Source organism: Micromonospora sp. NBC_00898, assembly GCF_045207895.1.
Classification (GTDB): domain Bacteria; phylum Actinomycetota; class Actinomycetes; order Mycobacteriales; family Micromonosporaceae; genus Micromonospora.
In genome coordinates, this window is sequence record NZ_CP108775.1 from 2853896 (window position 1) to 2878044 (window position 24149).

The 24149-nt window shown below is 73.9% G+C and carries 28 protein-coding genes; 9 read left to right on the forward strand and 19 right to left on the reverse strand.

Annotation, left to right across the window (positions count from 1 at the left end; genetic code table 11):
- Positions 1 to 14 precede the first annotated feature (14 nt).
- Positions 15 to 569: a dihydrofolate reductase family protein gene (locus OG799_RS13985; protein WP_406045461.1), complete on the reverse strand. Its 555-nt coding sequence runs from the start codon at positions 567 to 569 to the stop codon at positions 15 to 17.
- A 51-nt stretch (positions 570 to 620) separates the two neighbouring features.
- Between OG799_RS13985 and OG799_RS13990 the strand changes: the two genes are divergently transcribed.
- Complete coding sequence (locus OG799_RS13990) at positions 621 to 1088, forward strand: nucleotidyltransferase domain-containing protein (protein WP_406045462.1); 468 nt, start codon at positions 621 to 623, stop codon at positions 1086 to 1088.
- Here OG799_RS13990 and OG799_RS13995 read toward each other — a convergent pair.
- Entirely contained in the window at positions 1085 to 1300 is a 216-nt protein-coding gene (locus OG799_RS13995; protein ID WP_406045463.1) for a hypothetical protein, read from the reverse strand. The two genes, OG799_RS13990 and OG799_RS13995, sit on opposite strands and share 4 nt — an antisense overlap.
- 159 nt (positions 1301 to 1459) lie before the next feature.
- Here OG799_RS13995 and OG799_RS14000 point away from each other — a divergent pair, with 159 nt between their 5' ends.
- Entirely contained in the window at positions 1460 to 1852 is a 393-nt protein-coding gene (locus tag OG799_RS14000; RefSeq protein ID WP_406045464.1) for an MmcQ/YjbR family DNA-binding protein, read from the forward strand.
- A gap of 41 nt (positions 1853 to 1893) precedes the next feature.
- The gene (locus tag OG799_RS14005; protein WP_406045465.1) at positions 1894 to 2535 is read left to right on the forward strand and encodes an HAD family hydrolase; all 642 of its coding nucleotides are present in this window, start codon (positions 1894 to 1896) and stop codon (positions 2533 to 2535) included.
- Between the two features lie 7 nt (positions 2536 to 2542).
- Here the strand turns inward: OG799_RS14005 and OG799_RS14010 are convergent, their stop codons facing one another.
- The 11 genes from OG799_RS14010 to OG799_RS14060 form a co-directional block, all read right to left on the reverse strand.
- The gene (locus OG799_RS14010) at positions 2543 to 3016 is read right to left on the reverse strand and encodes a dethiobiotin synthetase (RefSeq protein WP_406045466.1); all 474 of its coding nucleotides are present in this window, start codon (positions 3014 to 3016) and stop codon (positions 2543 to 2545) included.
- 19 nt (positions 3017 to 3035) lie between these two features.
- A complete protein-coding gene (tnpB, locus tag OG799_RS14015; RefSeq protein ID WP_406045467.1) occupies positions 3036 to 4421 on the reverse strand; it encodes an IS607 family element RNA-guided endonuclease TnpB in 1386 nt (461 codons plus the stop codon).
- Between the two features lie 29 nt (positions 4422 to 4450).
- Entirely contained in the window at positions 4451 to 5029 is a 579-nt protein-coding gene (locus OG799_RS14020; RefSeq protein ID WP_406045468.1) for an IS607 family transposase, read from the reverse strand.
- A 283-nt stretch (positions 5030 to 5312) separates the two neighbouring features.
- A complete protein-coding gene (locus tag OG799_RS14025; RefSeq protein ID WP_406045469.1) occupies positions 5313 to 6566 on the reverse strand; it encodes a beta-ketoacyl synthase N-terminal-like domain-containing protein in 1254 nt (417 codons plus the stop codon).
- A gap of 43 nt (positions 6567 to 6609) precedes the next feature.
- Complete coding sequence (locus tag OG799_RS14030; RefSeq protein ID WP_406045470.1) at positions 6610 to 7878, reverse strand: beta-ketoacyl-[acyl-carrier-protein] synthase family protein; 1269 nt, start codon at positions 7876 to 7878, stop codon at positions 6610 to 6612.
- Positions 7875 to 8279: a cupin domain-containing protein gene (locus OG799_RS14035; protein ID WP_406045471.1), complete on the reverse strand. Its 405-nt coding sequence runs from the start codon at positions 8277 to 8279 to the stop codon at positions 7875 to 7877. Before OG799_RS14035 ends, OG799_RS14030 begins: the two co-directional genes overlap by 4 nt.
- On the reverse strand, positions 8272 to 8982 hold the full coding sequence (locus tag OG799_RS14040) for an SRPBCC family protein (RefSeq protein WP_406045472.1): 711 nt from the start codon (positions 8980 to 8982) through the stop codon (positions 8272 to 8274). The genes OG799_RS14035 and OG799_RS14040 overlap by 8 nt, the downstream gene beginning before the upstream one ends.
- Positions 8979 to 10433: an acetyl/propionyl/methylcrotonyl-CoA carboxylase subunit alpha gene (locus OG799_RS14045; RefSeq protein WP_406046285.1), complete on the reverse strand. Its 1455-nt coding sequence runs from the start codon at positions 10431 to 10433 to the stop codon at positions 8979 to 8981. Before OG799_RS14045 ends, OG799_RS14040 begins: the two co-directional genes overlap by 4 nt.
- A gap of 2 nt (positions 10434 to 10435) precedes the next feature.
- Positions 10436 to 10906 carry an acetyl-CoA carboxylase biotin carboxyl carrier protein gene (gene accB, locus OG799_RS14050; RefSeq protein ID WP_406045473.1) on the reverse strand — a complete coding sequence of 157 codons (471 nt, stop codon included), beginning with the start codon at positions 10904 to 10906 and terminating at the stop codon, positions 10436 to 10438.
- Positions 10903 to 12648 carry an acetyl-CoA carboxylase carboxyltransferase subunit alpha gene (locus OG799_RS14055; RefSeq protein WP_406045474.1) on the reverse strand — a complete coding sequence of 582 codons (1746 nt, stop codon included), beginning with the start codon at positions 12646 to 12648 and terminating at the stop codon, positions 10903 to 10905. The genes accB and OG799_RS14055 overlap by 4 nt, the downstream gene beginning before the upstream one ends.
- On the reverse strand, positions 12645 to 12977 hold the full coding sequence (locus OG799_RS14060; RefSeq protein WP_406045475.1) for a TcmI family type II polyketide cyclase: 333 nt from the start codon (positions 12975 to 12977) through the stop codon (positions 12645 to 12647). The genes OG799_RS14055 and OG799_RS14060 overlap by 4 nt, the downstream gene beginning before the upstream one ends.
- Positions 12978 to 13388: 411 nt before the next feature.
- Between OG799_RS14060 and OG799_RS14065 the strand changes: the two genes are divergently transcribed.
- The 3 genes from OG799_RS14065 (at position 13389) to OG799_RS14075 (ending at position 15755) form a co-directional block, all read left to right on the forward strand.
- Entirely contained in the window at positions 13389 to 14204 is an 816-nt protein-coding gene (locus OG799_RS14065) for a BTAD domain-containing putative transcriptional regulator (protein ID WP_406045476.1), read from the forward strand.
- Between the two features lie 82 nt (positions 14205 to 14286).
- The gene (locus tag OG799_RS14070; RefSeq protein ID WP_406045477.1) at positions 14287 to 14634 is read left to right on the forward strand and encodes a TcmI family type II polyketide cyclase; all 348 of its coding nucleotides are present in this window, start codon (positions 14287 to 14289) and stop codon (positions 14632 to 14634) included.
- Positions 14635 to 14852: 218 nt separating this feature from the next.
- Complete coding sequence (locus OG799_RS14075; protein WP_406045478.1) at positions 14853 to 15755, forward strand: hypothetical protein; 903 nt, start codon at positions 14853 to 14855, stop codon at positions 15753 to 15755.
- Between the two features lie 44 nt (positions 15756 to 15799).
- Here OG799_RS14075 and OG799_RS14080 read toward each other — a convergent pair whose 3' ends face one another.
- On the reverse strand, positions 15800 to 16720 hold the full coding sequence (locus OG799_RS14080) for an aminoglycoside phosphotransferase family protein (RefSeq protein ID WP_406045479.1): 921 nt from the start codon (positions 16718 to 16720) through the stop codon (positions 15800 to 15802).
- A 178-nt stretch (positions 16721 to 16898) separates the two neighbouring features.
- Here OG799_RS14080 and OG799_RS14085 point away from each other — a divergent pair, with 178 nt between their 5' ends.
- Both OG799_RS14085 and OG799_RS14090 read left to right on the forward strand, forming a co-directional pair.
- The gene (locus OG799_RS14085; protein ID WP_406046286.1) at positions 16899 to 18098 is read left to right on the forward strand and encodes a low temperature requirement protein A; all 1200 of its coding nucleotides are present in this window, start codon (positions 16899 to 16901) and stop codon (positions 18096 to 18098) included.
- Between the two features lie 157 nt (positions 18099 to 18255).
- Positions 18256 to 18462: a hypothetical protein gene (locus OG799_RS14090; RefSeq protein WP_046564384.1), complete on the forward strand. Its 207-nt coding sequence runs from the start codon at positions 18256 to 18258 to the stop codon at positions 18460 to 18462.
- Positions 18463 to 18680: 218 nt separating this feature from the next.
- Here the strand turns inward: OG799_RS14090 and OG799_RS14095 are convergent, their stop codons facing one another.
- The 3 genes from OG799_RS14095 to OG799_RS14105 all read right to left on the reverse strand — a co-directional run bounded on the left by OG799_RS14095 (position 18681) and on the right by OG799_RS14105 (position 22329).
- Positions 18681 to 20786, reverse strand: a complete 2106-nt coding sequence (locus OG799_RS14095) for an amino acid transporter (protein ID WP_406045480.1) — start codon at positions 20784 to 20786, stop codon at positions 18681 to 18683.
- A gap of 125 nt (positions 20787 to 20911) precedes the next feature.
- Positions 20912 to 21352 carry a hypothetical protein gene (locus tag OG799_RS14100; protein ID WP_406045481.1) on the reverse strand — a complete coding sequence of 147 codons (441 nt, stop codon included), beginning with the start codon at positions 21350 to 21352 and terminating at the stop codon, positions 20912 to 20914.
- Positions 21353 to 21465: 113 nt separating this feature from the next.
- Positions 21466 to 22329 (reverse strand): alpha/beta hydrolase family protein, encoded by an 864-nt coding sequence (locus OG799_RS14105; RefSeq protein ID WP_406045482.1) that lies wholly within the window; start codon positions 22327 to 22329, stop codon positions 21466 to 21468.
- Between OG799_RS14105 and OG799_RS14110 the strand changes: the two genes are divergently transcribed.
- A complete protein-coding gene (locus tag OG799_RS14110; RefSeq protein ID WP_406045483.1) occupies positions 22301 to 22486 on the forward strand; it encodes a CGNR zinc finger domain-containing protein in 186 nt (61 codons plus the stop codon). The two genes, OG799_RS14105 and OG799_RS14110, sit on opposite strands and share 29 nt — an antisense overlap.
- Positions 22487 to 22490: 4 nt before the next feature.
- On the opposite strand, the gene OG799_RS14115 is transcribed toward OG799_RS14110, so the two are convergent.
- Both OG799_RS14115 and OG799_RS14120 read right to left on the reverse strand, forming a co-directional pair.
- Positions 22491 to 22955 carry a phosphotransferase family protein gene (locus OG799_RS14115; RefSeq protein WP_406045484.1) on the reverse strand — a complete coding sequence of 155 codons (465 nt, stop codon included), beginning with the start codon at positions 22953 to 22955 and terminating at the stop codon, positions 22491 to 22493.
- Between the two features lie 387 nt (positions 22956 to 23342).
- The gene (locus OG799_RS14120) at positions 23343 to 24113 is read right to left on the reverse strand and encodes a DUF5995 family protein (protein ID WP_406045485.1); all 771 of its coding nucleotides are present in this window, start codon (positions 24111 to 24113) and stop codon (positions 23343 to 23345) included.
- Positions 24114 to 24149 lie beyond the last annotated feature (36 nt).

Here is a 24149-nt window from a genome sequence, read left to right on the forward strand (position 1 = left end):
CGCCTGACAGCGCTTCAGCGGTAGCGCAGCAGCACCACCCCGTTGCCGAACGGCTGGGACTCGACCAGCCGCAGGTCGACCGGCGTGTCCGAGGGCGGGAAGAGCGGCTTGCCCCGACCGATCGCGACCGGGTGGAGGTAGAGCCGGTACTCATCGACCAGCCCGTGGCGACGGAAGGCGGACGCGAGGTCCGCGCCGCCGAGCACCAGGTCCCCGCCGGGCTGCGCCTTGAGGGCCATGACCTCCTCAGGGACGACCTCCCGGACGACGGTGGCGTTCCAGTCGGCGTGCGCCAGCGTCCGGGAGTAGACGACCTTGGGCATGTCCCGCCAGATCCGGGCGAACTCACGGGTCGCCGCGCTGGCCGCCGGGTCCTGGTCGGCGGTCGGCCAGAAGCCGGCCATCAGCTCGTAGGTGCGGCGGCCGTCCAGGAAGGCTCCCTTGGTCCGCAGCTCGTCGTTGAAGTGCTGGTGCAGCTCCTCATCGACCCGGTGCCAGTCGAGCTCCCGGTCCGGTCCCTCGATGAAACCGTCGAGGGAGATCGACATCCAGACGATGATCCTGCTCATCACGGTCCTTCCCGTTGGCGGGGCAGACCGTCAGTCTGCCAAGATCCGGGAATGAACGGGGATCAGGTGAGCGCGCTGCTGCGCGAGTTCGCCGCGTGCGGGCTGCGGGGCTGGGTGGCCGGGGGCTGGGCGGTGGACGCGGTGGTGGGCCGGCAGACCCGGCCGCACGCCGACCTCGACCTGGCGATCGACGCGAGCCAGCAGGCGGAGCTGCTCGCGCTGCTCGGCCGGCTCGGCTTCGTGACCACGGTGGACTGGCTGCCCGTCCGCGTCGAGCTGACCGCGCCGGACGGCCGGAAGGTCGACCTGCACCCGGTGGCGTTCCGCCCGGACGGCAGCGGCGTCCAGTCCGGCCTGGACGGCGCGACGTTCGCGTACGCCGCGGACGGCTTCGCCGAGGGCGTCATCGCGGGCCGGCCGGCGCCCTGCCTGTCGGTGGCCCAGCAGCTCCGCTTCCGAGAGGGCTACCCGCTGCGCGAAGTGGACCACCACGATATCGCCCTGCTGCGCCGGGCCTAGCTGGCTGCCGCCGCCGCGCCCAGGTGCCGTTCGATCCCCGCGGTCATCTTGTCGAACTCGGCGACCAGGTCGACGCCGTAGCGGTCGGCGAGGACGAGGACCGACCAGAGGCAGTCGGCCAGCTCGTGACCGAGCCGCTCCCGCGCGTCCGCGATCTCACGCCGCCCGTCGACCGCCATGACCAGCTTGGCGAGGTCGCCAACGTCGCCCACGAAGCCCAGCGCCAGGTCACCGGTGCTCCACGGGGTCCGGCCGGCGGCGACGTGGTGCCGGTCGTATTGCTCGGCGACGGCCGGGCCTGCAACTCGGCGAGATCCACGGCGGAAATCTACCGGGTCCCCGATGTCGGTGGTCGGAGGTACGGTCGGCCCATGGCGACCTGGGACGACGTACGACGGATCGCGCTCGCCCTGCCGGAGACCACCGAGCGCGGCTCCCACGACGACCTGCCCGCGTGGCGGGTCCGGGACAAGATGTTCGTGTGGGACCGACCGCTGCGCAAGGGTGACCTGGCGGCGCTGGGCGACGCCGCGCCGGACGGCCCGGTCCTGGGTGCCCGGGTGCCCGACCTGGGCGCCAAGGAGGCGCTGCTCGCCGACGATCCCCAGGTCTACTTCACCACCCCGCATTTCGACGGGTACCCGGCGGTGCTGGTTCGGCTCGACCGGATCGACGTCGACGAGCTGAGCGAGTTGGTCACCGAGGCGTGGTTCGCCCGCGCCCCGAAGCGGCTCGCGGCCGAACTGCGGGCGCGGCAGGGCTGAGCTGCGACCACCGCGCGGGGCGGCTGCCATAGCCTCGACCCATGGTGCACGCAGGGCAGCGGGTGGACGCGATCGTCTTCGACATGGACGGGACGCTGATCGAGTCTCACTCGGTGGTGCCGGCGGCCTACCGGGCGGCCGTCCTGGGCGGCGGTGGACGGCCGCTGACGGATGCGGAGGTCATCGCCGGGTACCCGCTCGGCCCGCCCGGGGCGCTGCTGACCCACCTGCTCGGGCGGCCGGCCACCGACCGGGATCTCGAGGGCTACCACACCCATCTGGCGACGCTCGCGGGGCAGGTCACGGTCTACCCCGGGGTGAGCGAACTGCTCGGGCGGCTCGCCGGGGCGATGCCGGTCGCCCTGTTCACCGGGGCGAGCCGCCGGGCGGCGGAGATCCTGCTCGACCGGGTGGGCCTGCTCGGACACTTCGCGGTCGTGGTCGGCGGGGACGAGGTGGCCCGCCCGAAACCGGACCCGGCCGGCGTCGACCTCGCCTGCGAGTTGCTGGGAGTCGCGCCGCGCCGGGCCGCGTACGTGGGTGACTCGCCGCTCGACCTGCGGGCCGCGCGGGACAGCGGTGCCCTGGCGGTGGCCGCCGCCTGGGGTCACCAGTACGACCCGGCTGCGCCGGCGGACGTGACCGCCGACATCCCGGCCGACCTGTTGGCGCTGACGGCCTGACGCCGGGTCATCCCGCCCGGCGGAGCGCGGCGCGGACGGCCTCCTCCGGGTTGTCGACGTGGCACGGGCCGGAGACCGGCACGCCGTGTGCGTCGAGGACGTGCCAGCCGCCCAGCACCACCACCGGGATGCCGCCGCGCCGCATCGCCAGGGCCACTTCGCTGAGCGTCCCCCACGAGCCGCCGACGGCGATCACCGCGTCGGCGCTCCAGACCAGGATCGCGTTGCGCGCCTGACCCATGTTGGTCACCACGGACGCGGACACGTCGGTGGGCCCGGGCGCGGAGCCGTCGTCGGGGCGTACCCCGATCACCAGGCCGCCCCGGGAGCGGGCGCCGGCGGCGACCGCGGCCATCACCCCGCCGCCGCCTCCGCACAACACGGTGGCGCCCCGCGCGGCCAGCAGCTCCCCCACCCGCCGGGCGTGGCCGACCTCGACCTGGGTGGCGTCCGCCGGCCCACACACCGCCACCTGCACCACCTGGCATCACCGTTACCTCTCATGAAGCGATAGATAGCTCATGATCGGCAGCCGTCAGTTGCCTGACGGCGTTGACCGCAAGCGGTCTTGACGCTTCCACGCCCGACTGCCCAGCCCGCACGGGTGCGGGTCTTACGGGTCTTACGTAGGCTCCACGTCCTGTTTTTCCGTCGCCCGGCAACTCCGGGTCGACATGCCGAGCCAGGTCGGCAAGGTTTCGTGCGGCGTTGACGTCCCGGTCCAGGGACAGGCCACACGCGACGCAGGTGAATGTGCGCTCTGCCAGGGACAGCTTGGGTTTCACTGTTTTGCAGCCAGAGCAGGTCTTGGAGCTGGGATACCACCGGTCGGCGACGTGCAGCGCACTGCCGTACCAACTGGTCTTGTAGGCCAGATGCCGCCGCAGGGTGGCCGGCGCCGCGTCGGACAGGGCGCGGGCCAGCCTGCGGTTGCGCTTCATCCCGGCGACGTGCAGGTCCTCCACCACGACCAGGTCGTAACGCTGGGCCAGCCGGGTGGTCAGCTGATGCCACGAATCTTCGCGTACCGCGGCCACTGTCGCCTGGATCCGGGCAACCCGGTCCTGCGCCCGCCGCCAGCGGTTCGACGGGTCACGGCGCTCGCGGGTCGCCGGATCGAACGGGCCGACCCGCCGGTTGGCGCGGCGCGCCTTACCGAGCCGCTTGAGCGCGGCCTTGAACGGGGCCGGATTCTCCACCATCTCGCCGGTGGATAGCACCGCGAGGTGCTTCACGCCGGCGTCGACCCCGACGACGCGGCCCGTTCGGGGTGCGTGCGCGGGTCGACCGGTGGCACGCCGCACGGCCACCTGGAAGGAGCAGAACCACCGGCCGGAGGTTTCAGTCACGGTCGCGGACAGGATCTTCGCGGTGCCGGCTTCCAGCCGCCTGGCCAGCTTGCGGGTCGATTCGTCGGTGCGGACGCGCCCCAGTCGAGGCAGGACCACGTGGCGTCGATCGGGCTCCACCCGGATCGCTCCGGTGGTGAACCGGACAGAGCGGGCAGCGTGCTTGCGCTTGAGTGTGGGCCAGCCCATCTTGCGGCCCTTGCGCTTGCCGTTGCGGGAGTCCGACCAGTTGGTCAACGCTCGGGACAGGTTGTCCAGGCCGGTGTTGAACGCTTCCTTGGAGCACTCCTGCCACCACGGGGCCACCCACGGCTTGGTGTCGTTCCAGGTGCGCCGCAGGCTCGGTAGCGACCAACTCTGCCAGGGTGTCAGGTCGGTCTCGGCGACCCCGTACGACGCCTCAGACGCGCGCTGCGCCTTGACCGCGGACAGCCGCCTGAGCATGTGGTTGTAGGCGAACCGGGCCGCGCCGGCATACCGACGCAGATTCTGAACCTGCGCCGGTGTCGCGTCCAGCGCGAACTTGTACGCCTGCACCGTCCAGCCCGGCGGCGGCTCGTAGCGCCTCATTCGACACCCGACCCGGTCGCCGCGGCCACGGCCCGCCGTGCCCGATCCGCCGCCGCGCGCCGACCGTACAGCCGGGCGCACAAGGATGTGAGGATCTCGGTCACGTCGCGGACCAGGTCGTCGTCCACCTCGGCCGGGTCGACCACGAGCAGTCGCCGGCCCTGCGCGGCGAGCGCCGCCTCGACGTACTCCGCACCGAACCGGGCGAACCTGTCGCGGTGCTCCACCACGATCGTGGTCACGGCCGCGTCGCGCAGCAGGGCGAGGAACTCCTTGCGGTGTCCGTTCAGTGCGGACCCGACCTCGGTCACCACGCGCGACACAGTCAGCCCTTGGCCGGTGGCCCATGCGGTCACTCGGGCCACCTGGCGGTCCAGGTCGGCGCGCTGATCCGCCGAGGACACCCGCGCGTACACCACGACCGACTCAATCGGGGGCTTCCCGGCGGCCGTCACGTCGACCAGGATCAGCCGCCCGACCTTGCGAGCGGGCACCGGTAACCGGCCTTCCCGGAACCACCGGTATGCAGTGACGTGATGCACACCCTCCCGCTCCGCCCACTGCTTCAAGTTCACTCACACATCCATACTGCAATATCAACCGCCAGCAGTTGTCCACCCCCGCCCCCATTTCTCACGTTGATCATGAAGTTGTCCCCGCGACACGCCGCGGCTGGTGACAACAACTTCATGGTCAACGGAGGCGGGTGTGCGGTTGTGCGGGCAAGGGGCGTCGGTCCCGGCCGGCGCAATGGCGCGGCCCGAGACCGGGCTGGCTGCGCTGCGGCTGGCCCACGACGTGCCGCGACTCATGACCGAGTTCATGTGGCGGGAGCAATAAGCCCATCGCTCGGCCCGGTCAGATCCCGTCTCCCGACGGTGGTGGAGGCGCGGCGCCGCGCAGCACCAGTGCGCTGTTGAAACCGTCGAACCCGCGGGCACCGACCAGCGCGATGCGGCTGCGCGGCCGGCGCGGCGCCCGCAGGAAGTTCAACTCGCAGCCGTCGGCGGGCTGCTCGGGACCGGCCGAGGCGGGCAGCAGGTTGTGCCGGAAGGCGAGCAGCGCGGTCGCCGCGTCCAGGGCCGACCCGCCCTGGTGGGCCCGGCCGGTCAGCGGCTTCTGGGTGGTCACCGGCGGGGTCCGGTCGCCGAACACCGCGCGCAGCGCCGCCGCCTCGGCCCGGTCGTGGGCGGGCACGCCGAGCGCGTCCGGCCAGACCACGTCCACGTCGTGCGGGCGCACGCCGGCCCGGTCCATGGCCAGCCGCAGCGCCCGCGCGTAGTGGGTCGGATCGGGGCCGGCGTGCGGGTCGGTGGCGGCGGCGTCGTGGGTGGCCGCCCACCCGGTCACCTCGCCGTAGATCCGGGCGCCGCGGGCCAGCGCGTGCCCGAGCTCCTCCACCACGAAGACCGCGCCGCCCTCGGCGGGGACGTACCCGGTGGCCGCGACGTCGAACGGCCGGTACGCCCGCTCCGGGTCGGCCACGTCGCTGAGCAGGCCGGAGCGGAGCTGACAGGCCAGCGCGTACGGGCTCAACGGGCACTCGGTCGCCCCGGCGATCACCACCGGGGTGCCCCGGCGGACGGTCCGGACGGCGTGGGCGAGGCTGTCCAGCCCGCCGGCGGACTCGGCGACCAGCACCCCGCACGGACCCTTGAACTGGTGGTGGATGGAGAGCTGCCCGACGCTCGCCGCGTAGAACCAGGCGATCGACTGGTACGCCCCCACCGTCCGGGTCGGGCCACCCCAGAGCCGTTGCAGCTCCCGCTGCCCGAACAGGTTCCCCCCGGAGGAGCTGGCCAGGGTGACCGCCCAGCCGTACGGGTCGGGGGCCCGCTCGGGCAGGCCGGCGTCGGCCAGTGCCAGCCGGGTGGCGGCGAACCCGAGGTGCGTCCACCGGTCGGTCTGCACCCGCTGCCGGCCGTCGGCGTACCCGGTGGGGTCGAAGCCGGGCACCTCCCCGCCGATCCGGGTGGGATAGCTCGCCGGGTCGAACAGGGTGATCGGCCCGGTGCGCCGGGTGCCGGCCAGCACGGTCGCCCAGTGCGTGTCGGCGCCGACGCCGCTCGGTGCCACCACCCCGATCCCGGTCACCACCGCCCGCGCGGTCACCCCGTCACCGTCCGGCACCATCCACCGGCGGGTGCGCTCGCGCTCACGACGCCACCGCCAGGCGGCGGAAGACCATCGCGGACTGGAAGCCCCCGAAGCCGCTGCCGACCGAGAGCGCCACGTCCACCGGCAGCTCCCGGGCCTCGTTGGGCACGTAGTCCAGGTCGCACTCCGGGTCACGGGTGGTCCAGTTCGCCGTCGGCGGCACCACGCCGTACTCGATGGCGAGGGCGCAGGCGGCCATCTCGATCGAGCCGATGGCGCCGAGCGAGTGCCCCACCATCGACTTGATCGAGCTGATCGGCACCCGGTACGCGGCCGGGCCGAGCGCCCGCTTGAACGCCGCGGTCTCGTGCCGGTCGTTCTGCCGGGTGCCGGAGCCGTGCGCGCTGATGTACGAGACGTCCGACGCGGCGATCCGGGCCTGCCGCAGGGTGTCCCCGATGGCGAGGGCCATCTCCACCCCGTCGGGGCGCAGCCCGGTCATGTGGAAGCCGTTGCTGCGGCTGGCGTAGCCGGCCACCTCGCAGTAGACGTGCGCGCCCCGGCGGCGGGCGTGTTCGGCCTCCTCCAGCACCAGCACCGCGGCGCCCTCGGCGAGGACGAAGCCGTGCCGGTCGGCGTCGAACGGGCGGGACGCGTGTTCCGGGTCGTCGTTGTCCGGGCTGGTCGCCCCGATCGCGTCGAACGAGGCGACGGTGACCGGCGAGATGGGCGAGTCGGCGGCCCCGGCGAGCAGCACGTCGGCCTCGCCGTCGGCGATGAGCTGGTGGGCGTAGCCGATGGCGTCGATGCCGGAGGTGCAGCCGGTGGAGACCACCTGGGCGGGGCCGTGCAGGCCGTGTCGGCAGGCCACGTCGGCGGCCAGGCTGCTCGGGATCAGCGCCTGGTACAGGTGCGGCCCGCCGAGGGTGTGGTCGACCAGCCAGTGCCGGCCGCTGTCGCTGACCCGGACGTACTCCTTCTCCAGCGCCATGGTCCCGCCGACGGCGCTGCCGAGGACCACCCCGGCGCGCTCCCGTTCGGCGTCGGTGAGGGTCAGGCCGCTGTCGGCAAGCGCCTCCGCCGAGCAGGCTAGGGCGAACTGCACGTACCGGTCGGCGCGCTGCCGCTCGGCCAGGGTGATCCCCGCCGCGTCGGGGTCGAAATCGCATTCGGCGGCGATCTGGGAGCGAAACGGCGCCGGGTCGAAGAAGCTGATCCGCCGGGTGGCGGTACGCCCCTCGGTGATGGCCTTCCAGAACCGGTCCCGGGTGGCGCCGCCGGGCGCGACCACACCGACGCCGGTGACCACGGTGCGGCGGCCGGTCACGACGGTCCCCGCTGTTCGACCAGCTCGGTGTCGACGTGGCCGAGTTCCGGCCGGGGTGCGAGGGGTCCGAGGTGGAAGACCACCTCGGCGGGCTCGTCGCCGGTGTTGCGCAGCCGGTGCCGGACCAGCCGCGGCACGAACAGCGCCTCCCCGGCCGCCAGCGGCACCGGCTCGTCGTCCAGGTCCACGGTGATGGCGCCCCGGGCGACGTACAGGAACTCCTCGCTGTAGGGGTGGTAGTGCTCGGCGATCCGCTCCCCCGGCGCGAGCGCCGCGACCCCCATGAAGCCGGAGGTGCTGCCGACGGTCTTGGGCCCGAGCAGTACCCGCAGTTCCCCGCCACGCCGCCGGTCGGCGGCGACGTCGCGGGCGGCGATGACACCGGCGACCACCTCACTCATCGTCGCCTCCGGCGTGCAGGCGCTCGATGCGCTCCTTGATGACGGCGAGCTGGACCCGGCTGTTGGTGTTGATCCGGTCGGTCATCCCGGCGTTGTCGACCGGCGCGGTGGGCTTCATCGCGAAGTCCTGCACCCAGGTCATCCGGGTGCCGTCGGGCACCTCGTCGTAGCGCCAGTGGATGCGCATGTACTCGAACGGGCCGGTCTCCACCCGGTACGCCCGCACCTGCCGGGTCGTCGGCTCGGCGGCGCGTTCGCTGACCCAGCTCCAGGAGATCCCGTTCTCGTCGGGGTGCATGGTGAGCCGGAACCGGACGGTGTCGCCGGTGGATTCCAGGATCTCCACCGCGGCGTACTCGGTGAACAGCTCGGTCCACCGGGCGACGTCGTTGGTGACCCGCCAGACCAGCGGCAACGGCGCGTCGATGACCACGCTGTTCTCGGTGTGCCCGGGCGGGTCGGCCCGCCGGGCCACCAGGTCGGCGACGCCCGCGATGCTGAGCTGACCGGCCTGTTCCGGGATGCGTACCCGCCACCGGTCGGCGACGACGGCGGAGAGTTCCAGCAGGGCCAGGGAGTCCATGCCCAGCTCCTCCAGGCTCGCGGCGGGGCTCCGCACGGCGGTCGCGGCGTCCAGGCCGCAGTGCGTGATCAGGATGTCGGTGATCTCCGTGGTGAGCGGTCGGTCGGGGGCGACGGTCATCGGTTCCTCCTGACGGATGTGCCGGGCGGGTTGGCGGCCGGGGTCGCGCCGGGAACGGCGGCGGGGGCGGCGGGCGCCGGTACGGGGGCGCCGGCCGGGGCGCGGTCGGCGAGCAGCCGGTCGACCAGGGCGGTGGTGTGGCGCGCCTTGCGGAAGGCGGCGTCGTCGAGCACCCGCCGGACGAACGGGATGGTGGTCCGCACGCCCGCGCCGGCGATGTCGAACTCGCCGAGCGCGCGTTCGAGCCGGTCCAGGGCGGACGCCCGGTCGGGCGCCCAGACCGCCACCTTGGCCAGCAGCGAGTCGTAGTGCGGGCTGACCAGGTAGCCGGGGTGGCCGTGGGTGTCGACCCGGGTGAACGGACCGCCCGGCGGCCGGAACCGGTCCAGCCGCCCCGGCGTGGGCGCGAAGTCGTGGTCCGGGTCCTCCACGTTGACCCGGCACTCCACCGCCACCCCGTGCAGCCGGATCTCCTCCTGCCGCAGCCGCAGCGGCACCCCGGCGGCGATGTGCAGCTGCTCGTGGACCAGGTCGACGCCGGTGATCATTTCGGTGACCGGGTGCTCCACCTGGATCCGGCAGTTGATCTCCAGGAAGTGGCAGCGTTCCGCCTCGTCGACGAGGAACTCCACGGTCCCCGCGCCGGTGAAGCCGACCGACAGGACGCCGCGCAGCGCCGTCTCCGTCAGGGTGTCCACGGTGGCCGCGGAGAGCGCCGGGGCGGGCGCCTCCTCGACCAGTTTCTGGTGCCGGCGCTGCACCGAGCAGTCCCGGGTGCCCAGGTGCACCCCGTTGCCGTGGCCGTCGCAGAGCACCTGCACCTCGACGTGCCGGGCGTCGGTCAGGTACCGCTCGACGTACACCCGGTCGTCACCGAAGGCGACCTGTGCGGCGGCCCGGGTGCGGGCGTACGCCCGGGGCAGCGCGGCGGCCGAGCGGACCACCGTCATGCCACGCCCGCCACCGCCGGCCGCGGCCTTCACGATCACCGGGTAGCCCACCTCGGCGGCCACCCCGAGGGCTTCGGCGACGGTCGGCAGGGTCCGTACGCTGCCCGGTGGCAGCGGCAGCCCGGCCCGGCTCATCAGCGCCCGCGCGGTGGACTTGTCGGAAAGCGCGGACATCACCTGCGGCGGCGGCCCGACGAAGACGAGCCCGTTCTCGGCGCAGATCTCGGCGAAGTCGGCGTCCTCGGAGAGGAAGCCGTAGCCGGGGTGCACGGCCTGCGCGCCGGTCTGCCGGGCCGCCTCGACGATCGCCGCCGCATTGAGGTAGCTCTGCCGGCTCGCCGCCGGTCCGATCCGGACGGTCTCGTCGGCCAGCCGTACCGGCAGCGAGTCGGCGTCGGCACTGGAGTGCACCACCACCGTGCGCACGCCCAGTTCCCGGCAGGCCCGCAGCACCCGCAGCGCGATCTCGCCCCGGTTGGCGATCAGCACCTTCTCGAACATCATCAGCCCCGCTGCCCGGCTGGCTCCAGGGCGATCAGCGGCTGGTCGTACTCGACCGGCTGGCCGTCGTCCACGAGCACCTCGACCACCCGCCCGGCCTGGTCGGCGGTCACCTCGTTCATCAGCTTCATCGCCTCGACGATGCCGACCACCTGCCCGGGTCGGACCAGGTCGCCGACCGCGAGGAAGGGCGGCGCGCCAGGTTCCGGGGCCCGGTAGAAGGTGCCGACGACGGGCGCCCGCACGGCGAGCCGGTCGGGCTCGGGCGGCGGCGGGACGGCGGCCGGCACCCGCTCGGGTTCGGCCGCGGTCCCGGGCGCGGCCTGGGCCGGCACGTGCCATTCCACCTCGAGGACGGTCTCGCCGCTGCGCAGCCGAACCCGGCGGACCGGGCCGGCCAGCTCGGCGACGAGCCGGCGCGCGTGCCGGCGCAGCCCGTCGAGGACGGCGTCGGGGCCCTGGCCGGCGGTCATCGCCGTACCGCCGGGGCGCCGGCGCGCGCCGCGCCATACCGGCGGTAGCGTTGCCGCCGGCGGCGGACCAGGGTGGCCGGCGGCACGTCGAGCAGCGGGCCGAGGTTCGCCGCGACCGCCCGGGCCAGCAACTCGGCGGCGCCGGCCGGGTCGTGCTGGGCGGCGGGCGCCGGCTCGGGCACCACCTCGTCGACCACACCGAGCCTCCACAGGTCCGGCGCGGTGAGCCGGAGCGCGCGGGCGGCCTGCGGGGCGGCGGAGCTGTCCGGCCAGAGAATGGCGGCGCAGCCCTCCGGGCTGATCACCGAGTAGACGGCGTGTTCGAGCATCAGCACCCGGTCGGCGACGGCCAGTGCCAGCGCGCCGCCACTGCCGCCCTCCCCGGTGACGACCGCGACGACCGGGGTGGGCAGCATGCTGAGTGCCAGGATGTTCTCGGCGATCGCCGCCGCCTGGCCCTGCTCCTCCGCGCCCACCCCCGGGTCCGCTCCCGGGGTGTCCACCAGGGTCACCACGGGCAGGCCGAGCCGGGCGGCCAGCCGCATCAGCCGCAGCGCCTTGCGGTGCCCGGCCGGGCTGGCCATGCCGAAGTTGCGGGCCACCAGCTCGGCGGTGGTGTGTCCCTTCTGGTGGCCGATCACCATCACCGGCCGGCCGTCGAGCCGGGCCAGCCCGCCGACGATCGCCGGGCAGTCCGCGCCGAGCCGGTCGCCGTGCAGCTCGACGAAGCCGTCGAAGGCGCTCTCCAGGTAGTCCACGGTGGTGGGCCGGCCCGGGTGCCGGGCGGTGCGCACCGTCTCCCAGGCGTCCCCCCCGGCGCCGTCCGCCGGGGACGGCCCGGGGCCGGCGGCCGTCGCCGGGAGCGACGCGTCGGCCGGCGACGCGGGTCGCGGCGCCGGCTCCTGCCGGGGTACGGGTGGGCGCGCGCGGGCCCGGCGACTGTCCCGGGCGGCGGCGAGCAGCGCGGCCAGCCGCCCCCGCAGCGCGTGCCGGGGCACCACCATGTCGACTTGGCCGTGCCGCAGCAGGAACTCGGCCCGCTGGAAGCCCTCCGGCAGCGCGGCTCCGGTGACCTGCCGGATCACCCGCGGGCCGGCGAAGCCCATCCGCGCGCCGCTCTCCGCGAGCACCACGTCGGTGTTCGTCGCGAACGAGGCCGCGACCCCGCCGTACGTCGGATCGGTGATCACGCTGACCGTGAGCAGTCCCGCCTCGCGCAACCCGGCGACGGCCTGGCTGACCGTGGCCATCTGCATCAGCGACAGCGCGCCCTCCTGCATTCGCGCGCCGCCGGAGGCCGTGACAAGCACCAGGGGGACCTCGTCCGCGAGGGCCCGCTCGGCGGTCCGGGTGATCAGCTCGCCGACCGCGCAGCCGAGGCTGCCGCCGAGGAAGCGGAAGTCCATCACCGCCAGGGCGATCCGGTGCCCGCCGATGGCGGCGGTGCCGCAGACGACGGCCTCGTCCAGGCCGGTGCCGGCCCGCGCCGCGGCCAGCCGGTGCGGGTACGGCAGCGCGTCGACGAAGCCGATGGGGTCCACCTCGACCGCCCGGTCGGGCAGCGCGGTGAACGAGTCCGGGTCGACCAGCTGCGCGACGCGCGTCGGCGCGTCCAGTCGGGAGTGGGTGCCGCACTCGGGGCAGACGTCGAGGTTGCGGAGCAGCCGCTTGCGGTACAGCAGCGACGAGCAGCCGGCGCAGCGGGACCACAGTTGCTCGTCGCGGGGCGCGGTGGTGGTCACAGCCGCCGCCCGGGCGCGTCGTACCGGTAGAAGCAGTGGGCCATCGCGTCGCGGGGCGAGCGCCAGTCCGGCAGGTACGGCGAGATGAACGGTCGCAGCCGGGCGCTCACCCGGACGAACTCGGGATGCCCGCGGGCGTCCTCCACCGCGCCCTCGGCCGGCAGCTCCGTCTCCAGCAGATGGACGTAGAGGTCGTGCAGCCGGTACAGCGAGCGGTGCCGGACGCCGACCAGGCGCGGCAGCTCCGTCGCGTCGGACTCGGCGAAGATCTCGGCGACCTGGTCCTCGGCGGTGGGCACCACCTTCGCGACGATGAGCGAACGGTCCATGAAGAGTCTCCCCTAGGGCGGGTTCCGGTCCGGCCGGACGACTGCCGACACGATCCCGCCGGGGACGTCACCGCAGCGTCACCTGGCGCCGCCGCCCGTAGAGGAGTCGTGACGCTGCGTTGACGGAAACTGTGCACGGGCTATGCGCCCACTTACGACGCCCGCCATATAGCGACAAATATTCGCAGTTCAGGACCGCTGTTACCGACCGTACTGGACGGTCACATTAACGACGAATAGGTTGACTGAGTGTAACCATCGTTGATAATCTCCGTCTCGGTCAGCCCGGACGGCGCCGGTATCCGACACCGCCGCCGCGGCGGAGCCGTTCCGACACCGGCGTCGCGGGCAGCCGCGCACCCGGGCCACGAGGACGGTCGGGACGAGGATTCCGGGGCTGGGGGTGCGCCCATGACCGGTCATGCCAGGATGCCGACGGCGGGCGTCGGGCCCGACCCGCGGGTGTCGCTCCACCTGCTCGGCGGTTTCCGGCTGCTGCACGACGACGTGCCGGTGGTGGTGCCCCGGGGACTGCAACGGGTCATCGCGCTGATCGGCCTGCGACCCGGCGCGACCCGCAGTCACCTGGCCGGACTGCTCTGGCCGGAGACCTCCGAGGAGCGGGCACTGTCGTCGCTGCGTACCGCGCTGTGGCGGCTGCGCCAGGACCCGTGCTGTCCGCTGGTGACCGACGGTGACACCGTTCGCCTCGACCCTGCCGTCCACCTGGACACCGACGAGCTGGTCGACGTCGCGGCCCGGGTCCGCGACGGGGACGTGCCGGACGCCGTCGGCGCCGCCGGCCGCCACGACCTGCTCCCCGGCTGGTACGACGACTGGGTCCTGCTGGAACGCGAACGGCTGCGCCAGCTCCGGCTGCACATGCTCGAACAGCTCGCCGGCAACCATCTCGCGGCGGGGCGGCACGGCGAAGCGCTGGAGGCGGCGCTGGAGGCGATGGCCGCCGAGCCGCTCCGCGAGACGCCACACCGCCTGGTCGTGCGCATCCACCTGGCCGAGGGCAACGCCTTCGAGGCGGTGCACGCCTTCTACGTCTACCGCGACCTGCTGCTGCGGGAGTTGCGCCTGGAGCCCTCCCGGGCGATGTGCGCGCTGCTCGACGAGACCCTCGCTCCGATCCGGCACGCCACCCACCCGACCCCGCCCCGCCCCGGCTCGCCCCGCCCCGGCGTCACCGGCCGGACTCCCGGCGTGACGGGCAGGTGACAGCGGCCGGGCATGGTGGCCGACACGGTGTCCGACGTCCGCGGACTGGATCAGGGGGCACCACCGGCGAGAGGGGTCCCCGATGAGTCGTCTGCTGATCGTCAGCCGCATCGTCCCGGGAGCGGAGGGGCGGGTCGCGCAGATCTTCGCCGAGTCCGACGCGACGGAACTGCCCGGCCTCACGGGCGTCCGGCACCGGTCGCTGTACTGCCTGCACGACCTGTGCGTACACGTGATGGAGACCGTGGACGTCGACCCGGACGCGATGGCCGGGGTACGCAACCACCCGCTCTACCGGCAGGTCAACGAGCGGCTCTCCGCGCACACCGCGCCATACCTGCCGACCTGGGGCTCCCCCCGGGACGCCGTCGCCTGCTGCTTCTACAGCTGGGACGCCGCCGACGCGCCGGCGTCGGGCCCGGTGGGCTGAGACCGGCGTCCCGGACCCGCAACGGCACCGCCGCCCGGGACGCCTTCCGCGCCGGTCCCGCGGCGCACGCTCGGTCATCCCGTCACCACGTGCCGGCACGGCGCATCCCAGCAGGGACGCAAGCCGCCGACCTCTCTGTCGTCCAGGACGTACGTGTGCGAAGCTGCCCCCGGTTTTTCTCGCGACTGTCGTTCACGTACATAAGAGGGAGGTTTGCCGTGCCGTCGACTTTCGGGCAATGGCTGATCCTGATCCTGGCCCTGTTGGTGGGCCTCGCGGGCGGGTGGGTGCTGCGCGGTCGCCAGGCGGCCGCCAGCCCGACGGCGCCCATCGTGGAGGGTGACCCGGTGGCCGCAGCCGCCGAGGTCAGCGCCCCCGCCACCGCCACCGTCGACCACGAGCGGCCGGCGGCCGTCGTGGACGAGGTTCCCCCGCCCGCCGCGGTCACCGAGGAGCCGGCCCCGGCCGAGTACGACGCTCCCCCGGCCGCCGCCACCCTGGCCGCCGACGCCACCACCCTGCCGTCGGCCGACGCCGACACCGAGCGGGTCGACCACACCGAGGCCGCGCCGGCCGAGGTCGAGGCCGAGCCGGCCGTGGCCGTCCCGGCGGACGACGAGCCGGCGACGCCGGTGGCCGCCGAGGTCGAGTCGACCGGGGACGACGAGACCGTGCGTCCGGCCACCGTGGTCGCCGACGCCGAGCCGGCCGCCCCGGCCGAGCAGCCGGCGCCGGCGGTCGAGGAGACCGCACCGGTCGTCCCGGCCCCCCGGGCCGCCGCCGAGAACGGTTTCACGCCGGACGCCGCGGCCACCCCGGTCGAGTCGGAGACGGTCGCCGTGGCGGCGACGAACGGCACCGCCGCCGCCGAGACCGCGGACGACTTCCGGCGGATCCAGGGCATCGGGCCGAAGCTGGCCGCCGCCCTCCAGGCCGCCGGCATCCGCACGTACCGGCAGCTGGGCGACCTGGACGAGGCGTCGCTGCGGGAGAGCGTCCGCGCCGCCGGCCTGCGCGCCGCGGCGAGCCTGGCCACCTGGCCGCAGCAGGCCAGGGTGCTGGCCGGCGCCGGCGCGGAGGCCGACCGGGTGCTCCCGGCGGGGGTCGGCGAGGACGCCTGAGGTCCCACCCGGGCCGGTGACGATCCGTCGCCACCGGCCCGGGGTCACCGCGTGACGGACTCCGCATACTCGCCAAGGACCGCGTCGAGCGTGTGGCGGGCCTCGGCCGCGCGCACCGGGTCGGGATGGTCGAGCGTGATCAGGGCCTTCCACAGCACCCAGCCCCGCCCCCGCGCCCAGGTGTCGTCGTCGACGGCGAGCGCGGCGCGGAACGCCGCGCGGCTCGCGCCGGACAGCATCGTCCAGGCGACCGCCAGGTCGCAGGCCGGGTCGCCCGTCCCGCAGCAGCCGAAGTCGATGACGGCGGCCAGTCGTCCGTCCCGCACCAACAGATTGCCCCACGCCACGTCACCGTGGAACCAGACCGGCGGGCCCGCCCAGGTGGCGAGCACGGCCCTCGCCCAGATCTCGGTGACCGTACCGACCGGGATCCGGTCGCCGAGCGCCTCGACCGCCCGCCGGGTCTCCCCGTCGTACGTCGTCAACGACGCGCCCCGGAAGGCGCTGTGCGCCCCGGCCGGCGGCCCGCCCGCGGGCTCCGCCCGGTGCAGGGCGGCCAAAAAGCCGGCGAGCGTACGGGCGAACCCGGTCAGGTCCGCGATCCGCTCGACGCGCGCGGTCTCCCCGTCGATCCAGCGGTACACCGACCAGGGGAACGGGTAGCTCTCGCCGGGCTCGCCCCGGGCCAGCGGCGTCGGCACGGTCAACGGCAGGCGCGGCGCAAGGAGCGGCAGCCAGCGGTGCTCCTTGTCGACCTGCGGCACGTACCCGGCAGCGCTGGGCAGCCGCACGGTCATCGCGTCGCCGAGGTGGAAGGTGCGGTTGTCCCAGCCACCGACCGCGACCGGTCGGACCGGAAGGTCGGCCCAGTGCGGGAACTGCGCGGCGATCAGCCGGCGCACCAGCGGCACGTCGATCGGCGGGACCCGGGGCGGGGGGGGGGGGCTGTCGTCCTGGGACGTCATCCCGGTCAGCGTTCCCGGGCGCCCGCCGCCGCGCAAACGGTTTCCGGCGGCAGCGGTCCGTCGGCCAGGCCACCCCGATAGCCCGAAACCCGACACAGACTTTCGCAGTCGTCGCTACCGTCGGTGAGGACCACCGGCCCGTCGTGCCGATCCCGCACCGCAGGAGCAGCTCGTGCCCATGGCCACGCCGGAGCAGCCCGCGAAGCGGAACAAGCCTCCGGTCCGTGATCCGGAGTCACCCCGTCGTGTGACGCTGCTGGAGCTCTTCTTCGACCTGGTCTACGTGGTCGCGCTGGCGCTCGTCTCGCGCGGCATGGTCGTCGATCTCAACTGGGAACGCGCCCTGCAGGCCCTGCTCATCCTGATGGCGCTCTGGTGGACCTGGGCGATCACCACCCTGGTCACCGACCTGTACGACCCCGAGCGGCCCGAGATCAAGCTGTTGATCGTCGCGGTGATGTTCGGGGCGCTGCTGATGACCACCACCATCCCGGAGGCGTTCGCCGGCCGGGGGCTGGTCTTCGCCGCGACGTACGTCGCGATCCATCTCGGTCGCGGCCTGTTCCTCATGCCGGCGGTCCGGCGCCACCGGCAGTCCCAGCGCCGGGCGGCGCGGATCTTCATCTGGTTCGCCGTCTCCGCCGTGCCGTGGATCGCGGGCGGGTTGGGCCACGGCCATGCCCGGGAGGCGCTCTGGGCGCTGGCGCTGGCCACCGACTACGTCGGCTTCCGGCTCGCCTATCCGGTGCCCGGCCTCGGCGCGGTGCCGGACGCCCAGCGCACCGTCACCGCGGAACATCTCTCCGAGCGCTACCAGCAGTTCTTCATCATCGCCCTGGGCGACGCCATCCTGTCCATCGGCACCATGTTCAGCCTCTACCACTCCGAGGCCGAGAACCTCGCCGCCTTCGCGACCGCCTTCGTCACCACCCTGCTGCTCTGGCGGATCTACGTGCACAAGTCCGGGGAACTGCTGCCGCACGCGATCTCCAGTTCGAAGCAGCCGAGCCGGTTCCTGAACACCGCTCCGTACACCCACCTGCTGATGGTGGCCGGGGTGGTGACCACCGCCGCCGGTTTCGACCTGGTGCTGCACGAGCCGACGGGGCGTACCCAGCCGGCCTGGATGGCGGTCATCCTGGGTGGGCCCGCGCTGTTCCTGTTCGGCCGGGCCTTCTTCGAGTACGAGGTCTTCAGTCGGGTCTCGCTGTCCCGCCCCGGCGGGCTGCTGGCGCTGCTCACCATCGCCCCGGCCGTGCTCTTCCTGCCTCCCCTGGTCGCCGCGAGCGGGGCCATGCTGGTCCTCGCCGGGGTGGCGGTCGCCGACTTCCGGCGCAGCCAGGGCAAACCGCCGGAGATGCCGTCACCGCCGCACTGAGCCGGCGGCCGCGCCGGGCCGTCCGACATCCTGCGCCGAATCCGCCGGCATGGTCGCAAACGGCCGTCCGCCCGGTCCCCGCCACCGTTAGCCGTTCGCCGGGATTGGGTACAGGGGTTGCACCTCGAATCCACCACAACCCCCGTGGAGGCAACCCATGCGCGGCACCTCGATACTCGGAGTCCTGGTCGTGATCTGGCTGATCATCGGCGCGATCGCTGCCGGTCAGCGCGGCTACTACAGCAACGACGACACCAACTGCGCGGAGGCGGGCACCATCCTGGTGACCATCGTGGCCGGCCCGCTGAACTACATCGGCGCCAACCCCAAGGTGGACTGCAAGCTCCCCGAGCCGTCCAAGTAACCCCCGCACCTCCCGGCCCGCGCCCGCTCCCCCGCGGCGCGGGCCGCTCCGTGTCCTGGTCCGGCCGCGTCACCACCCGTAGGGCGTCCTAGGAGGCTGGGCCATCGGTGCGTCTGTCGACCGGCCTGCCGGGAGCCGGGCGCAGCCCGGTGGGCGGCGGGGTGCGCGTACCGGCGGAGGGCCGGACCGGGACCGAAGCCGGCGGCCCGGCGCGGGCCTCAGCCGCCGACGTGGATGCCGGGGCGGCGGGTGGAGTCCGGCTCGGACTTGCGGATGATCTCCCGGACCACCGGCGGGGTGTCGCCGCGGCCGAGGATCAGGTAACGCAGCAGGTGCGCGATCGGGTTCCCCTCCGACCACTCGAAGTGGGCGTGCGGGCGGACCCCGGTGCCGTCACGCAGCGCCAGCAGGATCGCCGCGATGGCGTTCGGCACCGCCGGGCTGCTGGCCCGCAGCACCCGGAACCCGTCGACCTCCACCCCGTGCACCCGCAACACCTGGCTGAACTCGGACGGGTCGACCACGTCGATCTCGAGGAAGAGCACGTCGGCGACGCTGGGCACCGGATTCATCACGCGCTGCATCCGCTCCTTGACCCGGTACTCCTTCACCGCGCCGCTGTCCCGCTTGTTGGCGATGAGGTCCAGCCGACCGTCGTGCGCCAGGTTCTCGGCGATGAAGCGGCGGGCCGGCTCGTCGAACTCGATCCGCTCGGCCCGCAGCTCGGTGGTCCGGGTGACCCGGGAGATCAGCGAGACGACGATGATGCCGGCGATGAACATGCCGGAGATGGTGATGCCGTCCGGCTTCTCTATCACGTTCTTGGTGAGGGCGTAGAGCAGCACCAGGCTCAGCACCGTGAATCCGGCCCCGGCGAACGGGCGCCGCGACCGGTACGCGGAGATGGTCACCGCGATCGCGCCGGAGACCATCATCGCCAGGATCCCGGTCGCGTACGCCCCGGCCTGCGCGTTGACGTCCGCCCGGAAGGCGACGGTGATGGCGATGCTGATCAATGTGTAGACGAGCACCACCGGGCGGACCGCTCGTCCCCACTCGGGCGCCATGCCGTACTCCGGCAGGTAACGCGGCACGATGTTGATCAGGCCGGCCATCGCCGAGGCCCCGGCGAACCAGAGGATCAGCACGCTGCTGATGTCGTAGACGGTGCCGAACGCCTCGCCCAGGTGCTCGTGGGCCAGGAACGCCAGCGCCCGCCCGCTGGCCGCCCCGCCGGGCTGGAACTCCTTCGCCGGGATCAGCACGGTGGTGACGAAGGTGGTCGCGATCAGGTAGACGGACATGATCAGCGCCGCCGTGGTGAGCAGCTTGCGGGTGTTGCGGATCCGTGCCTCCAGCCGCTGCCGCGGGTCGGCGGCGTCGCCCTTGACCAGCGGCATCATGCTGACCCCGGTCTCGAAACCGGACAGCCCCAGCACCAGTAGCGGGAAGGCCAGCACCGCCGGCCCGGCCAGGTCGCCCAGGCCGGTGCCCCGGGCGGTGAGCGCGTCGGTCCAGCCGCCCAGCACCTCCGGGTTGGCGGCCACCTCACCCAGCCCGACCACCACGATCACCGCGTTGAGCCCGAGGAAGACCGCGACGAGGGGGATGGCGACCTGCACCGCCTCGCTGAAGCCCATCAGGAACACGCCGCCGAGAACGAGCAGCAGCAGCACGGTCACCACGACCGCGGCCGTGGTGCCATGCGGGAACGACGCCGGCAGGATCGGGTTCTCCAGCAGGTGCACGGTGGCGTCGGCGGCGGAGAGCGTGATCGTGATGATCCACGAGGTCGCCACGAAGCCCAGCAGCACCAGCACGAAGATCTTGCCCCGCCAGAACGGCAGCAGCCGTTCCAGCATGGCCACCGAGCCCTGCCCGTGCGGGCTCTCCCGGGCCACCCGCCGGTACATCGGCAGCATCCCGAACAGGGTCAGCGCCACGATCAGCAGGGTGGCCAGCGGGGAGAGCGCGCCGGCCGCCAACGCGGCGATGCCGGGCAGATAGGACAGGGTGGAGAAGTAGTCCACGCCGGTCAGGCACATCACCTGCCACCAGGGGTGTGCCTTCGACTCCGGCTCCCGCGTTTCCGGGCCGACCGGCTGCACCCGGTGCTCGAACAGCCACCGGCTCAGCGGGCTGGCCGGCTCGGCCAGCCGGACGGGCGTGTCCACGCACTCCGGGACGGCCAGCGGCCCGCGGCCGGCCCGCTCGCCGTGCTCCCGATCACGGGCCGCGCGCGGCGCGCGGCCGGAACCTGACCGCGCCTGGTCGCGCCGCGCCCGCGTACGCCGGGGCTGCGCCCCGTCCTGCCCCTCCGACATGTGCACCCCTTCAGGCCCTGACCCGACCGTAGGCGTTACCCACGGCGTCACCCGTCGGAAACCGGCGAGCCGGGAAGATCATCAGGGCGCGAGGGATCGCACCGCCGGGGCGGCGGCGAACCGGGTCAGCCTGGGGTGCCCAGCGCGCGGAGCAGCCCGTCGGGGTCGGCGACGGTCACCGTGAGCCCGGGGTGGCGCAGCCAGTTGCCGGGCAGCAGGCCCGGCACCGGGGTGGCGAAGCGGACACAGACGCCCGCGACGACGGTGGTGCCGAAGGTCACCCCGCGGTCGGCCTGCGAGAGGCGCGGCCCAATAGCCCGCCACCAGCGGTACGGCCCGGCTCGCTCCGCCCCCGTGATGTTGCTCCGGGGGGTCCGCAGCCGCCACGGGCCGAACCGGACCATCAGCGCGTCGTCGTCCAGCTCGACCACGGCCGTGCGCGGCCGGACCCCGAGCAGCGCCAGCGGCACCCGGAACACCGGGTCGAAACGGAACTCGTACCGGCGGGCGGTGGCGCCGGTCGTCGGGCGGGCCGGCGCGGGCCGGCCCGGTTGGCTGGTCGTCATGCGCCTGGCGTACCCGGCCCGGTACGCCCGACACCCCCACCGGTCGCCCGCCCCTTCCCGGCGATCGCGGATCGGCCGGCACCCCCCGGGCCGGCCGGTCCGCTCCCCCGGGCTCAGCCGGCGAGGGCGAGTCGGTCGGTGAGCCAGGCGACCCGATCGTCGCGGACCCGCGTGCCGGCCAGGTCATGCTCCTCGCGGGGGTAGAGCGACACCCGGGCCTCGGGCGCGGCGGCGGCGAAGGCCGCCCTCGTCTCCGGGCCGACGAACCGGTCCTCGGCCGCGAACTGGAGGTACGCCCCGGCGCCCAGCCGCCCCACCAGGTCCACCGGGTCCAGCCCGGCGAAGACCGCGCGGTAGGCGGCCTGCTCGCCGGCCGGCAGTTGCAGCCAGTACAGGTCGAACCAGTTCGCCCAGGTGGCGTCCGGCGCGAGCAGCACGGCGGTCCGCACGCCCGGCTCGACGGCGGCCAGGTCGGCGGCGTACATGGCGCCGTAGTCGTGCCCGACCACCGCGGTGCGGGCCGGGTCCACGCCGGGCTCGGCGAGCAGCCGGCGCCAGGCCTGCCGGACGGCGTCGAGCTGGGCGCTCACCGCGGCCCGGTCCCGGGCGTCGCCCACCGGGTCGGCGGCCCACGGGAAGCTCAGCTGAGGCAGCACCGACACCACGCCGCGCCCCGCGAGGGCGGTCGCCTCGGCCAGGAACTCGGTGCGGTCCTGGTTGACCCGCCCCGGTTCGAACCAGTGCAGGGCCAGCACGCCGGCGAGCCGGTCCGGCCGGCCGGGGTGCACCGGCCGGACCAGGTACGCCCGGACGGCCGGCTGGCCCGGCACCGGGATCTCGATGTCCCGGACCAGGACCGCGTCCCGGCGGGTCGACGCGGGGCCGGCGGACACCTCGGCGCGCGCCCCGCCCGCGGCGGCGAGCGCGCCGGTGACCAGGAGCAGTGCCGTGGACAGCAGTGCGGGCAGACGTCGCACGAGCCACCTCCATCAGTGGTTCGGGGTCTGCGCGGCCGACGGATGCCGGGCCCCCTACCTCGACCGGACCCGCGCCGGTCGGCAGCGGTACTGCTGCGAACTGTGCAACAACCGGGCCGCCGCGGCGGCGTACCGGAGCCGGACCCGGCGGTCCTGACCCGTCAGGACAGCGCGGCGGCCCAGGTCGCCGCGTGCGCGTCGAGGTACCCGGCAGTGGCCCGCCAGTAGGCGCCGTCCTCGGCGTGGATCCGGGCCCAGGGCTGCACGCCGTCCCGGGCGCCCCGGCGGAGCAGGTCGCACATCGCCCGAGCCCGCCGGCCCAGCAGCCCGGCCAGCGCCGGACGGTCCGCCCCGGACAGGCCGTAGCCGTCCACGAAGACCCGCAGCCGCTGCGCCGACTCCCGCACCGGCCGGTCCGGCCGCAGCCCGGCCATGCTCTGTGCCGCGTACGCCAGCTCCCACAGCCGGGTGCCCGGCCCGGCGGCGTCCCAGTCGATCAGCACCCAGCCGCGCGGCGAGCGGACCAGGTTCCACGGCGCCGCGTCGTGGTGGCAGACCAAGTCCTCGCCGTCGGGCGGGATGACCCGCTGCCACACCGCCGAGGCCGGCGGCACGAAACCGGCCATAGCGCGGTGCAGATCGGCCAGGAGTGCGCCGATCGACGCCAGCTCGGCCGGGGCGCGTACGCGCCGGCGGGGTCGCCGAGCTCCCCCGGCACGTACTCCAGCACCTGGCGGCCCTGGGTGTCCCGGCCGAGCGGTCGGGGCGCGCCGGGGAATCCCACCTCGTGCAGGTGGGCCAGCAGCGCGTCGACGCCGTCGGTCCACGGGCCGACCGGCCGCCGCACGGTGTCCCCGACCCGGACCACCCCCGCGGTGACGTTGCCGGCGAGCGGCAGCTCGGTCCCCACCATCCGGCCATCCTCGCACCACGCGGCGGCACGACGACGTCCCCGCGTGTCGACGTCCCCGCGTCCCGCCGTGACGACGGAACGCGGGGACCCCCCGTCCCGACTACTGCAGGAACGCCCCGAGGGGCGAGAGCAGTAGCCGACCGAGCAGCGCGGCGTTGTCGTCCAACCGCGTCCGCTCACACTCGCGGGCCTCCGGATCGTGCCGGCAGCGCCAGATCTTCTGCGCGTTGCGCCAGGCGACGTTCCGGGTGTACTCCACCAGTTCGCCCTGGTACCAGTCGTCGATGTCGCCGTTCACCATGTCGATCATGAGCTGCCAGTGGTCCAGGTAGCCCCGGCGCAGCTCGGGGATCCGCTCGGCGAAGATCTTGTTGATCTCCAGGTAGTCGCGGTGCTGGTCGCTGTCGTCGACCGGCTCGGACTCCAGGCTCTCGAGGGTGGTCACCACCGCGAACGGCAGGTCGAAGTTGATGTGCGCGTTCACCCCGGCGGCGGCCGACGGCAGCGGCCGGGCGTCCGGGCCGCGCATCCGCTGGAACAGGCAGGCCCAGGCCTTCGGCGTGCTCGGGCTGGACTCCGTCCAGAACCGCAGCGCGTCGAAGTAGCGGGTGGCGAACTCGACGTCCAGCCGGGCCAGGAAGGCCGGATCGACGAAGCGGTCGTCGTAGAGGCCGTCCAGCACGGTGCTGGTGATGGTCAGGTAGAGCTTGTTGAAGTCCGCGAGCGGACAGCTCGCCTCCAACGGCGGCAGCCGGACCAGCATGTCCTGCAGCTTGGTCAGATGGTCGACGACCGCCGGCACGTCGGCCGGGTGGTCGGCGAGCAGCCCGACGATGTCCTGGTGCACTGGGCCCCAGACCGGTTCGGTCATCTCTCCTCCACTGTGGCCGGTCACCCCCGTGCCGCC

What these genes read in the sequence shown, in the direction of transcription:
- OG799_RS14095 (WP_406045480.1), bottom strand. Translation starts at nt 20,786, where the DNA reads ATGTCGGAGGGGCAGGACGGGGCGCAGCCCCGGCGTACGCGGGCGCGG.
- OG799_RS14085 (WP_406046286.1), top strand. Translation starts at nt 16,899, where the DNA reads ATGGCCACGCCGGAGCAGCCCGCGAAGCGGAACAAGCCTCCGGTCCGT.
- OG799_RS14070 (WP_406045477.1), top strand. Translation starts at nt 14,287, where the DNA reads ATGAGTCGTCTGCTGATCGTCAGCCGCATCGTCCCGGGAGCGGAGGGG.
- OG799_RS14060 (WP_406045475.1), bottom strand. Translation starts at nt 12,977, where the DNA reads ATGGACCGTTCGCTCATCGTCGCGAAGGTGGTGCCCACCGCCGAGGAC.
- OG799_RS14080 (WP_406045479.1), bottom strand. Translation starts at nt 16,720, where the DNA reads ATGACGTCCCAGGACGACAGCCCCCCCCCCCCGCCCCGGGTCCCGCCG.
- OG799_RS14045 (WP_406046285.1), bottom strand. Translation starts at nt 10,433, where the DNA reads ATGTTCGAGAAGGTGCTGATCGCCAACCGGGGCGAGATCGCGCTGCGG.
- OG799_RS14065 (WP_406045476.1), top strand. Translation starts at nt 13,389, where the DNA reads ATGACCGGTCATGCCAGGATGCCGACGGCGGGCGTCGGGCCCGACCCG.
- OG799_RS13990 (WP_406045462.1), top strand. Translation starts at nt 621, where the DNA reads ATGAACGGGGATCAGGTGAGCGCGCTGCTGCGCGAGTTCGCCGCGTGC.
- OG799_RS14040 (WP_406045472.1), bottom strand. Translation starts at nt 8,982, where the DNA reads ATGACCGTCGCCCCCGACCGACCGCTCACCACGGAGATCACCGACATC.
- OG799_RS14100 (WP_406045481.1), bottom strand. Translation starts at nt 21,352, where the DNA reads ATGACGACCAGCCAACCGGGCCGGCCCGCGCCGGCCCGCCCGACGACC.
- OG799_RS14005 (WP_406045465.1), top strand. Translation starts at nt 1,894, where the DNA reads ATGGTGCACGCAGGGCAGCGGGTGGACGCGATCGTCTTCGACATGGAC.
- accB (WP_406045473.1), bottom strand. Translation starts at nt 10,906, where the DNA reads ATGACCGCCGGCCAGGGCCCCGACGCCGTCCTCGACGGGCTGCGCCGG.
- OG799_RS14115 (WP_406045484.1), bottom strand. Translation starts at nt 22,955, where the DNA reads ATGGCCGGTTTCGTGCCGCCGGCCTCGGCGGTGTGGCAGCGGGTCATC.
- OG799_RS13985 (WP_406045461.1), bottom strand. Translation starts at nt 569, where the DNA reads ATGAGCAGGATCATCGTCTGGATGTCGATCTCCCTCGACGGTTTCATC.
- OG799_RS14120 (WP_406045485.1), bottom strand. Translation starts at nt 24,113, where the DNA reads ATGACCGAACCGGTCTGGGGCCCAGTGCACCAGGACATCGTCGGGCTG.
- OG799_RS14090 (WP_046564384.1), top strand. Translation starts at nt 18,256, where the DNA reads ATGCGCGGCACCTCGATACTCGGAGTCCTGGTCGTGATCTGGCTGATC.
- OG799_RS14000 (WP_406045464.1), top strand. Translation starts at nt 1,460, where the DNA reads ATGGCGACCTGGGACGACGTACGACGGATCGCGCTCGCCCTGCCGGAG.
- OG799_RS14035 (WP_406045471.1), bottom strand. Translation starts at nt 8,279, where the DNA reads ATGAGTGAGGTGGTCGCCGGTGTCATCGCCGCCCGCGACGTCGCCGCC.